12 protein-coding genes are annotated in these 14856 nt (G+C 71.3%); 6 read left to right on the top strand and 6 right to left on the bottom strand.

The window, feature by feature from the left end:
* Positions 1-113 precede the first annotated feature (113 nt).
* Positions 114-1664, bottom strand: coding sequence for a pectate lyase (locus AB0J66_RS35030; protein ID WP_364670116.1), 1551 nt, complete (start codon positions 1662-1664; stop codon positions 114-116).
* A 176-nt stretch (positions 1665-1840) separates the two neighbouring features.
* On the opposite strand from AB0J66_RS35030, the gene AB0J66_RS35035 reads away from it, so the two are divergent.
* The 3 genes from AB0J66_RS35035 to AB0J66_RS35045 all read left to right on the top strand — a co-directional run bounded on the left by AB0J66_RS35035 (position 1841) and on the right by AB0J66_RS35045 (position 4766).
* The gene (locus AB0J66_RS35035; protein WP_364670119.1) at positions 1841-2764 is read left to right on the top strand and encodes an AEC family transporter; all 924 of its coding nucleotides are present in this window, start codon (positions 1841-1843) and stop codon (positions 2762-2764) included.
* Positions 2765-2869: 105 nt separating this feature from the next.
* The gene (locus AB0J66_RS35040; protein WP_364670122.1) at positions 2870-3826 is read left to right on the top strand and encodes an endonuclease/exonuclease/phosphatase family protein; all 957 of its coding nucleotides are present in this window, start codon (positions 2870-2872) and stop codon (positions 3824-3826) included.
* 199 nt (positions 3827-4025) lie between these two features.
* Positions 4026-4766 carry a sulfite exporter TauE/SafE family protein gene (locus AB0J66_RS35045; protein ID WP_364670125.1) on the top strand — a complete coding sequence of 247 codons (741 nt, stop codon included), beginning with the start codon at positions 4026-4028 and terminating at the stop codon, positions 4764-4766.
* A gap of 217 nt (positions 4767-4983) precedes the next feature.
* Here AB0J66_RS35045 and AB0J66_RS35050 read toward each other — a convergent pair whose 3' ends face one another.
* Both AB0J66_RS35050 and AB0J66_RS35055 read right to left on the bottom strand, forming a co-directional pair.
* Entirely contained in the window at positions 4984-7245 is a 2262-nt protein-coding gene (locus tag AB0J66_RS35050) for an ABC transporter permease (protein ID WP_364670128.1), read from the bottom strand.
* Positions 7242-7967, bottom strand: coding sequence for an ABC transporter ATP-binding protein (locus tag AB0J66_RS35055; protein ID WP_364670131.1), 726 nt, complete (start codon positions 7965-7967; stop codon positions 7242-7244). The genes AB0J66_RS35050 and AB0J66_RS35055 overlap by 4 nt, the downstream gene beginning before the upstream one ends.
* 70 nt (positions 7968-8037) lie before the next feature.
* Between AB0J66_RS35055 and AB0J66_RS35060 the strand changes: the two genes are divergently transcribed.
* From AB0J66_RS35060 to AB0J66_RS35070, 3 genes are all read left to right on the top strand, one after another.
* Positions 8038-9174, top strand: coding sequence for a sensor histidine kinase (locus AB0J66_RS35060; RefSeq protein ID WP_364670134.1), 1137 nt, complete (start codon positions 8038-8040; stop codon positions 9172-9174).
* Positions 9175-9272: 98 nt separating this feature from the next.
* The gene (locus AB0J66_RS35065) at positions 9273-9989 is read left to right on the top strand and encodes a response regulator transcription factor (protein ID WP_364670236.1); all 717 of its coding nucleotides are present in this window, start codon (positions 9273-9275) and stop codon (positions 9987-9989) included.
* A 22-nt stretch (positions 9990-10011) separates the two neighbouring features.
* Complete coding sequence (locus AB0J66_RS35070) at positions 10012-10410, top strand: hypothetical protein (RefSeq protein WP_364670137.1); 399 nt, start codon at positions 10012-10014, stop codon at positions 10408-10410.
* On the opposite strand, the gene AB0J66_RS35075 is transcribed toward AB0J66_RS35070, so the two are convergent.
* From AB0J66_RS35075 to AB0J66_RS35085, 3 genes are all read right to left on the bottom strand, one after another.
* Complete coding sequence (locus AB0J66_RS35075) at positions 10407-11810, bottom strand: MFS transporter (protein ID WP_364670140.1); 1404 nt, start codon at positions 11808-11810, stop codon at positions 10407-10409. The genes AB0J66_RS35070 and AB0J66_RS35075 overlap by 4 nt on opposite strands.
* Before the next feature lie 117 nt (positions 11811-11927).
* The gene (locus tag AB0J66_RS35080) at positions 11928-13850 is read right to left on the bottom strand and encodes a helix-turn-helix domain-containing protein (protein WP_364670239.1); all 1923 of its coding nucleotides are present in this window, start codon (positions 13848-13850) and stop codon (positions 11928-11930) included.
* 194 nt (positions 13851-14044) lie between these two features.
* Entirely contained in the window at positions 14045-14812 is a 768-nt protein-coding gene (locus AB0J66_RS35085) for a 3-hydroxybutyrate dehydrogenase (RefSeq protein ID WP_364670143.1), read from the bottom strand.
* Positions 14813-14856: the final 44 nt, after the last annotated feature.

Here is a 14856-nt window from a genome sequence, read left to right on the forward strand (position 1 = left end):
TCCCAGGCTCTCTCGCGTGAAATATCGATAGTCGTCACAACGTATCGCGGTCGAAATCCGGTGGCAACAATTGGCGCGGGACCTCGGTGAGGTCCCGCGCCGCTCGGGGTTCCTCAGGAGGCGTACGTCTCGAACTCCGCGACCCTGGGTGTCGCGCCGGCGCCGGTGATCTCGAACGTGATCTTCTTCAGGGCCGTGGCGGTGAAGGTGATCGTGCCCGCGCCGGAGCCGGTCTTCAGGACGGCGCCGGTGTCGCCGTTCAGCAGTCGCCAGGCGCCGATCGCGCCGGTGGCCCCGCTGTGCTCACGGATCGTGACGCGCGAGACGGAGGTGGCCGCGCTCCACTTGATCGAGATGGAGCCGGTGGTGCCGCTCGGTGACCAGTACGTGCTCACGTTGCCGTCGCGGACGTCGCCGTAGCTGGTGCCGCTCGCCTTGCTCGAGCCGTCGGAGCCGGCGCCGATGCTGAGGTTGGTCCCGCTCGGCGGCGGCGTGGTCGCCGGCGGAGTCGTGGCGGGCAGCGTTGTCGCCGGCGGGGTCGTGGCGGGCGGCGTTGTCGGGTTGGTGGGGGTGCAGCTTCCGCTCGAGGTCTTCAGGCCGGTGTTGGCGCCGGCGGTCTGCCGGACGATGTTCGGCACGCACGAGGCGTTGTCCAGGCTGTAGCTGTACGGGACCGAGACGCTCGTCGTCGACGTCAGGTTGGGGCCCGCGGGGTTGTTCTCACTGCCCGGGCTCGACCAGGTCACGTTGTCGAGGATGTTGCCGGCGACCTGCCAGTAGCCGGCCGCGTCGGTGTAGAACGTGCCGAGCACATCCTTCGAGTCCTCGAAGTAGTTGTTCTCCACCTTGGCCCGGGCGCCGGCGCGGCTGTTGATGCCCGACTCGTTCAAGCTGTAGTAGTAGTTGTTGTAGATGTGCGCGACGCCGCCCCGTAGCAGAGGCGTGCGCGAGTCGATGTTCTCGTACCGGTTGTGGTGGAACGTGATGAAGCTGTTGCCGGTGTCGCTCTCGCTCGAGCCGATCAGGCCACCACGGCCGGAGTTGCGCAGGATCGCGTACGACAACGTCACGTACTGCGTGTCGTCCTTCATGTCGAACAGGCCGTCGTAGCCCTCCGACTCCCCGCCGCTCGCCTCCAGCGTGACGTGGTCGACCCAGACGTTGCGGACCGTGCTCTCCATGCCGATGGCGTCGCCGCCGTTCGAGGTGGGTGAGCCCGACTTCTTGACGTTCCTCACGGTCACGTTCTGGATGATGATGTTGCGCGAATCCCGGATGTGGATGCCGAGCTGGTCGAAGACCGCCCCGCTGCCCACCCCGATGATCGTGACGTTGCTGATCTCCTTGAGCTCGATCTTGTCGGCCGCGGTGTTGCAGCTGTCGCCGGAGACCTTCGTCGTGTTGCCGTGGTTGATCGTGCCCTGCACCTCGATCGTGATCGGGGTGCTGCTGCTGGCGCGACTGCAGAGCGCCTGGTGGATCTGGGTGCCGGTGGTGGCCCGGACGGTGGCCCCGCCGTTGCCGCCGGTCGTGCCGCCGTTGGCGCTGGCGTAGCCCGTCGCCGTGTCGACCGCGGCCGCCTCCGCATTCGGTGAGGCCAGGCCCACCACGATCGCGGCGCCGGTGACCCCCATGACCAGGGCCGTGGCTGTTCTTGCGCGCATTTCCGCTCCTCCTCGCATACTTTCGGGCGCTGCTACGAACCGATGCCGTCTCCCACGCCGAGCAGGATTCGTATGCAGGAAAGCGCTTACCTTGGTGCTGCTGCCGAGAATAGAAAGCCGTCGATGCTTTCGGCAAGCGTTTGCAGTGTTTGCAATTTCCCGCCTACCGTCGGACCGTGATCTCGGCCCTCTCCGGATTCGCGGTCATCGCCGTGATCGTCCTCATCGGCTGGACCGCCGGCCGCTGGGCCCATCTCCCGCCGTCCACGGTCCCGGTCATCGGCCGCCTGGCCTACGTGGTCCTTTCACCGTGTTTGCTGTTCACCAGCGCTTCCGCCTCAGACCCCCGCGTCCTCTTCTCAGAGCCGCTGCTGGTGTCCGCCCTGGCCGCCTGCACGTGCTTCGCCCTCCACGCGCTGATCACCCGCCGCCACAGCGTTGATGCCGGCTCCGGGCCGCGGATCATCGGCGCGCTGGCCGCCGGTTACAACAATGCCGGCAACATCGGCATCCCGATCGCCGCGTACGTCCTGCACGACCCCGCCCTGGCGGTGCCGATCGTCATCCTCCAGCTGCTGGTCATCACGCCGATCGCCCTGACCCTGCTCGAACTCGCCACCACGGGCCACAATTCCTGGCGCACCTCACTGACAGCACCGCTGCGCAGCCCACTCACCGTGTCCGTCCTGCTCGGCGTAGTGGTCGCCGTAACCGGCCTGCACCTACCCAGCGTCATCACCACCCCGATCGACGCCATCGGCCAGTCCGCCGTACCCGTGGTCCTGATCGCCTTCGGCATGTCCCTCTCCGGCGGCCGCGTACTGGCCCCCGGCCCCGACCGCCTGCCCACCCTCGCCGCCGTCGTGCTGAAGGTCGCGCTGATGCCCGCCGTCGCCTACCTGCTGGCCCAGGCCCTGCACCTGTCACCCACGGAGACGTACGCCGTCACAGTGCTGGCCGCCCTCCCCGCGGCCCAGAACGTCTTCCTCTACGCCCAGACGTTCAACACCGCCGTGACCCTCGCCCGAGACGCCGTCTTCCTGTCCACCCTCCTCTGCGTCCCCATCCTGCTGACAATCGCCGTAGTCGCCGCCCCCTGACGCGCGTTTCCCTACCCACGCCCTGCCTCCTACGTCGTTCTTGCCTGAGTGTGGTTGTGCGGCGTCGGCAGGCGGCGGGATGTTGATCATCGCTATCGTGGGCCGGTGACCGTCGCCAGCGCCGCCCCGCAGCATCGGGCCGGGAGGGCGCGGCGAGGAGCCGCCGCTGTGCTGATCTGCGCCGGAGCGCTGCTCAGCGCCGTTCTGGCCGCGCACCGGGCGGTACCGGGCGCGACCGGCTCACTGGTGGACAGCGCCCTGCCGTGGCTGGCCGCCCCGATCCTGTTCCTGCTCGCCGGAGCCATCGTGACGCGCCACCGATGGGCGATCGCAGCGACGCTGACGCCCGCGCTGATCTGGGCCGTGATGTTCGCCCCCGACCTCCCGGACCGGGCCATCCCTGGCCCTCACGACCTGCGCGTAGCCTCCCTCAACCTCGGCACCGCCGCCCCCGGCACCGCGCTGGCCCCGATCGTCGCCGAAAATCCCGACGTAATCGTCCTGGAGGAGGTCACCGCCGCCGACCGTACAGCCGTCACCACCACCCTGACCGGCTCCTATCCCCATCGAGCCGCCGCCGGAACCGTAGCCGTCTACAGCCGCTTCCCCCTGTCTCGCACCAACCCCGTCGACATCCAGATCGGCTGGACCCGGGCCCTGGCCACCACCGTCACCACCCCGGCCGGCCCCGTCCGTGTCTACGCGGCCCACCTGGCCTCGGCCCGCGCCGACATGACCGCCAAGCGCGACAAGACCCTGGAGGCGCTCGCCACCGCCGTACACGCCGACCCGGCTCCCCGCCTTCTCCTGGCCGGCGACCTCAACACAGCCACCACCGACCGCCGTTTCGCCGCCCTGGCCCCGCTCCGCGACACCCAGGAAGACGCCGGCGCCGGCTTCGGCTTCACCTGGCCCGACACCCTCCCCGTCGTACGCCCCGACCACCTCCTCCAACGCGGCATGACCACCCGCCGAGCCTGGGTGACCCGAGCCCCCGGCAGCGACCACCGAGCCGTCCTGGCCGACCTGGACACCACCCCACCCACCGACAACCGCTCGTGACCGCAGCTGCCGCCCGCTCGTCACTGCAGGCGCCGCTCCTGTGGCAACCGCACTTGACCGTCGCCGCCGGGCAACGGTGGGCCGCTGAGCGGTGCCTGCCGGATCAGCGCACCTCCGCCGGGTCGACGGGTGTCTATCCGCCCGCAGCGGGCGATGCGGCGGCCGAAGGTGACCGCGCGGCCGGATACCGTTGCTACACGTGAACCTTGATCATGCGGCGCTGCTGGTGGCCGGGGGCGTCGGGTCAGGGCTGACCGGCTCGATGGCCGGGCTCGCGTCGCTCGTCAGCTACCCGGTGCTGCTGGGCGCGGGCCTGCCCCCGGTAGCGGCGAACGTGACCAACACCGTGGCCCTGCTGTCGAGCGCGGCCGGCTCCGCCGCCGGTTCGCGCCACGAACTGCGCGGGCAGGGCGGCCGCCTGCTCCGCCAGTGCACAGTGGCCGCAGTCGGCGGCGCGGTCGGTGCGGTACTGCTGCTCAGCACCCCAGCCTCAGCGTTCGAGCGAATCGTTCCCTTCCTCGTCGCGCTCGGCGGCATCACGCTGCTTCTCCGTGACCCTCTGCGGGTCTGGTACGCGAAGCCCGGCTTTCGCCCACCCCTGGGCATCAGCATCTTCCTCATCGCGATCTACGGCGGATACTTCGGCGCCGCCGCCGGCGTACTGCTGCTGGCCGCCATGTCGCTAGCTGTCGCCGAGCCACTCCCTGTCACGAACGCCGTCAAAAGCATCGTCCTGGGCGCCTCCAATCTCGTCGCTGCCGTCCTGTACGCACTGATCGCTCCCGTCCACTGGTCAGCCGCAGCGCTCCTCGCCACCGGCTGCCTGGTAGGGAGCCGCCTCGGCCCGGTCCTGGTCCGCCGCCTCCCCGAACGCCCGCTGCGCGTGACGATCGCCCTCGCCGCCTTCGGCCTGGCCATCTCTCTCTGGCTCAACTCCTGAACCCGCGCGGCCGGCCCTCCGCTCCGCGCCGACCCCGCTCCGCGCCGACCCTGCCCTGGCCTCGGCCCCACTCCGACGCCGCCCCGCCTTGGCTCCGCCCCGCGGCGGCCCCGTCGCACGGCGACCCCGCTCCGCCTTGCCGCGTGCCGATCCGTTCTGCGTCAACCCTGCCCGCCCTGGCCCTAATCTGCGCCGCCCTACGGTGCCGGGTGAGGGCTCATTCATCGGCCGGGCCGTGTCGGTTGGTGGCGAATGCGGGTCTCCACAGGGAAGCGGCGAGGCCGAGCGCCAGGCAGCAGGCGATCGAGGCGGTGACGGCCGGCCAGGAGATCGAGATGGGGACGTGGTCACCGATCTGGGCGCCCAGGGAGCGGGCGGCGCCGGCGATCGCGAACAGCCCGGCCGTGCCACCCAATAGAGAGCCGATCGCCACGACCAGGGTTGTCTCCAGAGTGACGGCGCGGAGGATCTGGTTGCGGGAGGCGCCGGCCCGGTGCAGTGCGCGGTGGTCGGGGCCGCGGCGACGGGCCGTCATGAGGAGTGTGTTGGCGACGGCGAGCGCGCCGGCGCCGGCGGAGACGGCCAGCAGCAGCATCGTGAACGCGCCGATCAGGCGGTCGTCCTCGGCGTCGGCCTGGCGGGCCATGTCGCCGGGATCCGCGATCTTGGCTCCGGCGGGCGCCGATCCCGAGGGAGCGGGATAGACCGCGGGGGCCAGCGCCGACGGGTCGTGTTTTCGCACGGTGTCCCGGGGCAGGATCAGGTCGGACGTGAGCGGACCCGGTGGCGCTGTTCCGGCCACACGCAGCGTCTCGTGCTCGCCGTCGGCGAAGGTGATTGTCACCGACGATCCGTAGCGGGCGGCGGCGTCGGTGGAGACCAGCGCCGTACCACGGGCTACGGGGTCGGCACCGATCACATTGACGGCTGTTCCCTTGACGTAAGCGGTCGCGTCCAGGGGAGCCCGGGCCGCTGTGCTGTCGGGGAGACCGGGAGTGCCGTCCGGGACCAGCGCGGTGTCGGCGGCCACGGTGTTCGCCCGGCGGGTCTGCCAGGCCTCGGCCGAGGTTTGGACGGTGCCCGTGACGAAGACGGCGAACGCCACGGTGAACAGGACGGGAGCCGCCGTGGAGGCGGTGCGCCGTACGGCGGTGCGAGCGCTTTCGCGGGCCAGCACGGCGGTGATCCCCGGCCAGGGGCCGAGCAGGACGCGGACCAGCGTGGGCACGACGGCCGGTGCGAGCAGGGCCGCCGCCGCGACCAGGGCCATGGCCCCGAGCAGCGCGTAGGTGCCGACATCGCGCATGTCGGCGCTGCCCGCGGCGGCGATGGTCGCGCCCAACGCGGCCGTCGCCGCGGTCAGCCCGGTGATCCAGCGGGCGCGGCCCATGGCGCGCGGCTCCACCTGGGCGACCCGGAGCGCCTCGATCGGACTGATCCGGGCGGCCCGCCGCGCCGCCACGGCGGCCCCGGCCAGCGAGATCAGCGGACCGGCCGCGAAGGCCGCCGCCAGCTCCCAGGGCTGCCACCGTACGGCGTACCCGTGCGGCTCGAAACCGGCGCCGACCAGGAGGCCGGCCACGGGAATGGCGAGGAGGCCACCGAGCAGGACACCGATGGGAGCCGCGCGCAGGCCCAGGAGAAGCGCCGAACGGTGGAGCATCGAGCGGATCTGGCGCGGAGTGGCGCCGACGGCTCGCAGGAGGCCGATTTCGCGCCGGCGTTGATCGACGGCATACGCCGAGGTCGACGCGATGAGGAAGACGCAAGCGAAACCGGCGAGCGCCGTGGTAGCGGTGAGCACCTGCATGCCGATCCACCGGGTGCGTGGGTCGGAGCGCGGCTCAGCGATGCCACGTGCGTCACCGGTCGACACGGTCCCGGCGGAGCCGATTGCCGCCCGTACGGCGTCTGCCGTTGGGGTGCCGGACACTCCGATGGCTCGCGCGCCGGGGCCCAGCTGCTCGGCATCCTTCGTCGAGAAGTAGACGCCCGGCCAGTCGACGTGCCCGCTGACCTGCCAGGTCGTCGGCCCGGTGCCGGTCAGCAGAGTGATCGGAGCGCCGATCGGCACGCCCAGCGAGCGATCAACGATCACATGACCCGATCGGGGTGGGCTTTCCCCGAGCCAGGCGTGCCCGGCCGTGCTGTCGGGGACCGGGCGGCCGTCGAGCAGCGGTTGGGCGTAGAAGCTCCGGTCGACGGCGACCGCCTCGACACCCGGCACCGTGCGTAGGCGCTGCACCAGCGACCGCACCTCGGAGGCGGACCAGGGCACCGGCTCAGCGAACTCGTCGGCCCGGTTGCCGGCCACCGGACTCGTCACCACCGCCGGGAACTCGGCCAGGCGATCCGGGACGCGGGGCTGTCCGGAAGTCAGCAGGAGGAGGAACGTGGTGACCATGGTCGTGCCGAGCAGGACGGCAAGGAACGTGCCTCTCCGGTCGCCGTGGAGTGACGTGAGAACACGACTCGTCATGATGACCGCTCCATGACGGTCATCCGGTCGGCCACGGCGGCCGCGTCGGCGCCGGCCAGTTCCTCGGTGACCCGGCCGTCGACCAGGAGGAGGACGCGATCGGCGGCCGCCGCGGCGACCGGGTCGTGGGTGACCAGGACGATCGTCCGCCCGTGCTGGTCGACCAGGCGGCGCATCAGGGAGAGCACGTGATGAGAGGTGGCCTTGTCGAGGGCGCCGGTCGGCTCGTCGGCGAAGACGACGGCCGGCTGCGCGAACAGCGCCCGGGCGATGGCGACCCGCTGCTGCTGACCGCCTGAGAGCTCGCTCGGCCGATGGGTTGCCCGGTCGGCCAGGCCGACCTCGTCCAACGCGGCGGTCACGGCGGCGGGGTCGGCCCGGCGGCCGGCCAACCGAACCGGCAGCGCGACGTTCTGTGCCGCGGTCAAGGAGGAGACGAGGTTGAAGTCCTGAAAGACGAAGCCGACACGGTCGCGGCGGAATCGGGTGAGCGCGTTGCCGTCGAGCTCGCCGAGCACCGTCCCGTCGATGGTGACGGTGCCCGATGTGGACGGCTCGAGGCCGGCGGCGCAATGCAACAAGGTTGATTTGCCGGAACCGGACGGACCCATGATGGCGGTGAAGGTGGAATCCTCGAAGCCGAGAGTGACGCCGTCGAGCGCCGTCACGGTGCCCGCGGTGGCCTCGTAGGTCTTGCGTAGTTCGTGCAGGACGACTGTCATGCCCTGACGATCGGGCAGGGAGCCACCGCTGTCGTCAGACCTGGGTCTGTCAACCCGTGGTCTGACGCGGGTGCCGCCCGCGGCCGATACTGTCGGTCGCGTGATGCTTCGTCGATTGATGGACGTCGCGCTCGCCTCGGCGGCATGGCTGATCTGCTGGTATGCGGCCGTCGAGGCAACCGGCTTCCAGGAACCCGTTTCGCTCACCGTCCTCACGGTGGTGCTGCTTGGTGCGCCCCTTCTGGTCCGAAGGCGGTGGCCGATCGCCGGCGCGCTCGTTCTGGGCGTGACGGCGAGCCTGGCGCTGGCCTTCGGCATCGTGCCGGATTACGCCTCCACCGGCCCGCTCGCCGCCGTCGCCGCCATGCTGTTCACGGTCGGCCTCTATGTTCCGGTCCGCCGGAGTAGGAAGGTGGCGACAGCGACCACGGCCATCCTGCTGGTCGGCACCGTGGCCGCCGACGTCTCGACGGACGGCCCCGGGCTGGCCGGCGCGGCGTTCGCGGCGCTGGTCTGCGCGTCGAGCTGGGTGCTGGGGTGGACGCTGCGTGAGCGTCAACGACAGGCACAACTGGCCATCGAGCGGGCCACCGAGCAAGCGGTCACCGACGAGCGGCTGCGCATCGCGCGGGAGATGCATGACATCGTCGGCCACAGCCTGAGCCTGATCGCGGTGAAGGCGTCCATCGCGAACCACGTCGCTACCCTGCGGCCGGAGGAGCTGCCGGCCGCGCTCTCGGTGATCGAGGCGACCAGCAAACAGGCTCTCGTGGAGCTGCGCCGGTCGGTGGGTGAGCTGCGCACCGAACCCGATTTCACCCCGCCGCCGAAGCTCGGTGACCTTTCCGTCCTCGCCGAGCGGGCGACTACGGGCGGGGTGGTGGTCAGCTTGAAGGTACGCGGTGGCGACGATGCGCCGGAGAGCGTCGTTCTCGCCGCCTACCGGATCGTTCAGGAGTCCTTGACGAATGTGGTGAGGCACGCGGCCCCGGCGAAGTGTGACGTGGAGGTCGCGGCGGACGGCCGGCAACTACGGGTCGAGGTCATTGACAACGGCACGCGGCGACCCGCGACGGCCGGGAACGGCACTGGGCTGGCCGGCATGCGTGAGCGCGTGGCCGCCCATGGCGGCAGCTTCGCCGCAGGACCGCGCCCAGCCGGCGGCTTCACCGTGGTCGCCACCCTGCCGTACGGAGACGCGCAATGACTATCGACGAGCAGCCCGACGGCGTCGGGCGAGGGGAATTTCCCGACCGAACCGAGTCGGCTGGCACGGCCGAGGCGGGCGGCGGTGGGCTCGAGGCGGTGGTGCGGGTGCTGATCGCGGATGACCAGGAGCTGTTGCGGGCGAGCTTTCGGCTGTTGGTCGAGCTGACGCCGGGGCTGCAGGTGGTGGGCGAGGCCGGCACGGGAGCCGAGGCGGTGGAGCTGGCTCGGCGGGAGCAACCCGACGTGGTGCTCATGGACATTCAGATGCCGGATGGCGACGGCATACAGGCCACGCGCCGCATCTGCGGCGATCCGCGCACGCCCGATACGCGGGTGCTGATTCTGACGACGTTCGACTTCGACGCGTACGTCTTCGCGGCGCTGCGGGCGGGAGCCAGCGGGTTTCTGCTCAAGGATGTGGCGCCGGCCGACCTGATCGCCGCGGTGCGCGTGGTGGCGGCCGGGGACTCGCTGCCCGCTCCGTCAGTTACCCGGCGGCTGATCGCACACTATGCCGCCGGTGCGTCGCAGACCGGCGCCGGCCGTCCCGTGGTGGGGCTGGATCATGTCACCGACCGGGAGCGGGAGGTGCTCGTCCTGATTGCGGGTGGACTGTCCAACGCTGAGATCGCCGATCGTCTGCGGCTCAGCCTGGCCACGGTGAAGACCCACATCACTCGGCTCCTGGCCAAGCTGCACGCGCGCGACCGGGCTCAGTTGGTCATCGCGGCGTACGAGTCGGCGCTGGTGGTGGCCTCTCATCAACGCGAGGGGAGGTCTGAGGCGCGGGCGGCGCCCACGCTGGATAGATGATGACGTTCCGGGAGCTGGGCCGATGAAGGTGCGGGCCAGCGACGTGGTCGACGTGTTCGCGTACGTCGTGGTCCTGAACCTTGCCGTCGAGTATGTGCCGGAGGTGATCAGCGAGGGCTTCACGTTGTCGTTGCTGACTGCCCTTCTGCTCAAGGTGGCGCTGGAGGTCGTGCTGGCGCTGAAGGGACGGACGCTGGCGCGGATGCGTGCCGCGACCACCCCAGCCGGCAAGGTCGTTGCGGCGGTGACGCTGTGGGTGGTCGCCGCGGGCAGCAAGTTCGTCGTGCTGGAGCTGGTGAATCTGGTTTTCGGAGATGCGGTGAGCCTCGGAGGGTTCGTGTCGGTGACTGTTCTGATCATTGTGCTGCTGGTGGCCCGCTCGCTGGTTCGGCGGCTGCTGGGCGAGCCACCGGTGGCCTAACGGTCGGCGACCCGGGCGTCGGCGGGTCGGTCGCGGCCAGGGCGGCCGGGGTCAGGGCGGCCGGGGTCAGGCGCGGTATCGGCCGGCTGTGTGACGCGGTCGTGGCTCAGAGAGGAGCGGGCGGTCTCGCGAGTGACCAGGACGGAGATGACAGTGAGGACGGAGGCGATGGTCATGTAGACGGCCACGGCAGTGGTGTTGGGGTTGTCGGTGCTGCCGAGCAGGCGTACGGCGATGATCGGGGCCAAAGCCCCGGCGAAGATGGACGCCAGCTGGTAGCCGACCGAGGCGCCCGTGTAGCGGACGGACGTTCCGAACAACTCGGAGAAGAAGGCCGCCTGCGGGGCGTACATCAGGGCGTGCAGCACGAGGCCGACGACCACGGCCAGCGTGATCAGTCCTTCGGAGCGGCTGCCGACCAGGTCGAAGAAGAAGAACGACCACACCGCCACACCGACGGCGCCCACGAGGTAGAGCGGGCGGCGGCCTATGCGGTCGGACAGCGCGCCGATCAACGGGATCACCACGAACTGCACGACCGAACCGATCAGGAGGGCGCTCAGGATCAGATCGCGGTCGGACTTCTCGCCGGCGTACGTGGTCAGGAAGGTGATCGAGATGACGGTGAACAGGTAGTAGGAGATGTTCTCGGCCAGTCGCATGCCCATCGCGACCACGACCTCGCGCGGGTAGCGGCGCACCACCTCGAGCAGCGGCTGGTGCCGCTCGGTGAGGCGGCTGCGGGCCTCCCGGAACAGCGGGGACTCCTCGACGGACAGACGGACCCACAGACCCACCAGGACCAGAACGGCACTGAGGAGGAAGGGAATGCGCCAGCCCCACGCGTTGAACGCCTCGTCGGACTGCACGGCGGCCAGCACCCAGAGCACGCCGGTGGCGAGCAGATTGCCCAGCGCGACGCCGGCCTGCGGCCACGAGGTCCAGAGACCGCGGCGGCTGTCGTCGCCGTGCTCGGCCGCCATCAGCACGGCGCCGCCCCACTCACCGCCGACCGCGAAACCCTGCGCGAGGCGACATACGAGCAGCAGCACCGGGGCGGCCACCCCGATCGTCGCGTACGTGGGCAGCAAGCCGATCGCGATCGTGGCCAGGCCCATCGTCATCAGCGAGACGACCAGCATCTTCTTGCGGCCGACCCGGTCGCCGAAGTGGCCGAAGACGACGCCGCCGAGGGGGCGGGCGACGAAACCCAGCGCGTACGTGCCGAAGGCCAACAGGGTCGCGGTGGCCGGATCCGACGACGGGAAGAACAGCGAGCCGAAGACCAGGGCGGCCGCGGAGCCGTACAGGAAGAAGTCGTACCACTCGACGGCGGTGCCGACCAGGCTGGCGAAGACGACCTTCACCAGGGATGTTCGAGGGGCGGTGAACGCCGGCATGAGGACCACTCCAGACTGTGATCGAGGCCACATATCGTTAGCCGACGATATGCCGCATGCCGGTCGGGAACCCATGTCCTCCGAAGCCACAGACTGGCGATCCGGTGTGTCGCCCGGCTACATGCTCAGGCGGTGCAGGCGCAGGGCCAGCCGCAGGTCGAGCGATCGGTCCGGCTCCTGCCAGCCGGGGCCGAGCAGCTGCGTGATCCGGTCCAGCCGTTGGCTGACGGTGTTGACGTGGACGTGCAGCTCCTCCGCGGCGCGGGCCAGCCCGCCGCCGGCGGCGAAATACGCCTGGAGGGTGGGCAGCAGGGTGGTGCCGCGCTTCTGGTCGTACGCGATGACGGGGCCGAGCTGGTTCTCGACGAAGCCGGAGACGTGGTGCCGCCGGCCCTCGCCGAGCAGCAGGCCGACGTAGCCGAGTTCGGTGGTGCCGGCGCCGGTGCCGGTGCGGCCGAGAGCGGTGAGCGCGCGGGCGCACTGCTCGGCCTCGCGGTGGGCCGGGGCCACGGCGGCTGGGCCGTCGACGGGGCCGGCGGCTCCCGCGGTGACCGGGCGGCCGAGGGCGCGGGAGGCGTCCTTCGCGACGGTGCGCGCGGCCTGGCCGGGGTCGGCGCCGGGGAGGAGGAGGGTGGTGCGGCCCTCGCGGGTCATGGCCAGGCCGCCGCGGGTTGCGGCGAACGTGCGGGCCCACGAGGTGATCGGGGTGCCGTCGGTCACGAGCACGACGTGGGGGGCGTCCAGGTCGAGGCCGAGGTGGGCGGCCCGGGAGCGGAGGGCGGCCGGGTCGCGGGCCGGGTGGCTGATGAGGTCGTCCAGCAGTTCGCCGCGGACCTGGGCTTCGGCCTCGGCGACCGTGCGGCGGAACAGGAGCAGGAGGGCGGTGATCTGGGCGGCGCGTTCCAGGGTGCGCTGGTCGGCGTCGGACAGTGGGCGCGCGGGCTGGAAGACCAGGGCGCCCAGGTCGTCCGCGCCGGCAGCCACCGCGGCGACATAGAGGGGCCCCCGGCGCACGCTCCGGCCCTCGGACCGGGACGCGGCAACAGCCTCGGCCAGCACAGCGGGATCAGGCGCGGCGAGCACAGCGGAGGAGCGCGCGGCGGGCGCGGCGGTGGTGGGCGTGGCCGGTGCGGGGGAGGGGAGGGAGCCGGCGGCGGCCAGGCGGTGGCCGTGGGCGTCGACGACCAGGAGGGCGCCGTCGAGGATTTCGGCCAGGTCGCGGGCTACGTCCTCGACGCCGCCGCCGCGGAGGACCAGGGTGGTCAGGCGGTCGTGGGCGGCGGCGGCTCGTTCGACGGCGTGGTTGGCGGCTGAGAGGTCGGCCAGGGCGGCGCGGGTCTCGGTCAGCAGGCGGGCGGCGTCGATGGCCACGGCGGCGTGGGCGGCCAGGGAGACCAGGAGGGCCACCTCCTCGCGGGCGAAGGGGCGTTCGGTGCGGTTGGCGGCGAACAGGACGCCGATCACCTGGGCGCCCAGCTTCAGCGGTACGCCGAGGATGGCCACCAGGCCCTCGTCGCCGACGCCCCGGTCGATGGCGGTGGTGTGTTCGAAGCGGGCGTCGGCCGGATAGTTCGCCGTCGCGTAGGGGGTGCCGGTCAGAGCCACCAGGCCACCCAGGCCGGCACCGGGTGGCAGCCGGAGGCCCTGGAAGCTGGCGGCGACCGAGCCGTCGGTGATCCGCATGTAGGTGTCGCCGCGGGCGGTGTCGTTCAGGGTCATGTACGAGACGTCGGCGTTGAGCAGCGTGCGGGCCCGGTGGACGATCGCGCGCAGCACCGCGTCGAGATCGCGCAGGCCGGCCAGGTCGCCGGCCGTGTCGTAGAGGGCGGACAGCTCCTCCTCGCGCCGGCGGCGGCGCTCCAGCATCGCGCGCACCTGCAGGGCGCGCAGCTTGGTCCGCTCCAGGGCGGCCAGCTCCGACGGGGACGCGCCGGACTCCCGGGCGGCGGCGATGGGCTGCTCGAAATCGGCGGCCGGGGCCTCCCGCACAAGCAGGTCGAAGAAGTCCAGCGGAGCCTCCGAAGGCAGGTCGAGGAGCAGGGTGAAGGAGCGGCGGGGTAAATACGGGGGCCAAGGGGCGGCGGGGTAAATACGGGGGCCAAGGGGCGGCGGGGTAAATACGGGGGCCAAGGGGCGGCGGGGTAAATACGAGGGCTAAGGGGCGGCGGGGTACCGCGGGGGCAAAGGAGCGACGAGTGAAGGGGCGGAGGGACGGCGTGGGCTGGGAGAAAGGCTCAGTGGGCGGTCCACCCGCCGTCGAGGGGGATTGAGGCGCCGGTGATGATGGCGGCGGCGGGGGAGCACAGGAAGGCGACCGTTTCGGCGACCTCCTCGGGTTCGATCAGGCGTTTGATCGCGGCCCGGTCCAGCATGACCTGGGTGATCACTTCGCTTTCGGAGATGCCGTGCTCGCGGGCCTGGTCGGCGATCTGCTTGTCGACCAGGGGCGTACGGACGAAGGCGGGGTTGACGCAGTTCGAGGTGACCCCCTGGGCCGCGCCCTCCAGGGCCACCGTCTTGGACAGGCCTTCGAGGCCGTGCTTCGCCGTCACGTAGGCCGCCTTGAAGGGGGACGCGATCAGCCCGTGTACCGACGAGATGTTGACGATCCGGCCCCACCCCTGGGCGTACATGTGCGGCAGCACCCGCCGGACCAGCCGGAACGGCGCCTCGACCATGACTTTCTGCAGGTAGGCGAAGCGGTCTGGCGGGAAGTCGGGCACCGCCGCCACGAACTGCAGGCCGGCGTTGTTGACCAGCACGTCGACGTCGGCCCGGAGCGCGTCGATCGTGGCCGGGTCGGCCAGGTCGGCCGCCACCGCGACGCCGCCGATCTCGGCCGCCACCTTTTCTGCGGCCGTGCCGTCGAGGTCGACCGCCACCACGTGGGCGCCCGCCGCGCCGAGGCGGAGCGCGCAGGCCCGCCCGATGCCGCTGCCGGCCCCGGTGACCATCGCGGTGCGGCCCTGAAGGTCGAGGTCGACCACCCGAGTCTGAGTCATGGTCCCAAACTACGGCTCCGGCCGGGCGGGCCACATGGCTCCTC

Source organism: Actinoplanes sp. NPDC049598 (assembly GCF_040675435.1).
In the GTDB taxonomy this organism is placed as follows: Bacteria; Actinomycetota; Actinomycetes; order Mycobacteriales; family Micromonosporaceae; genus Actinoplanes.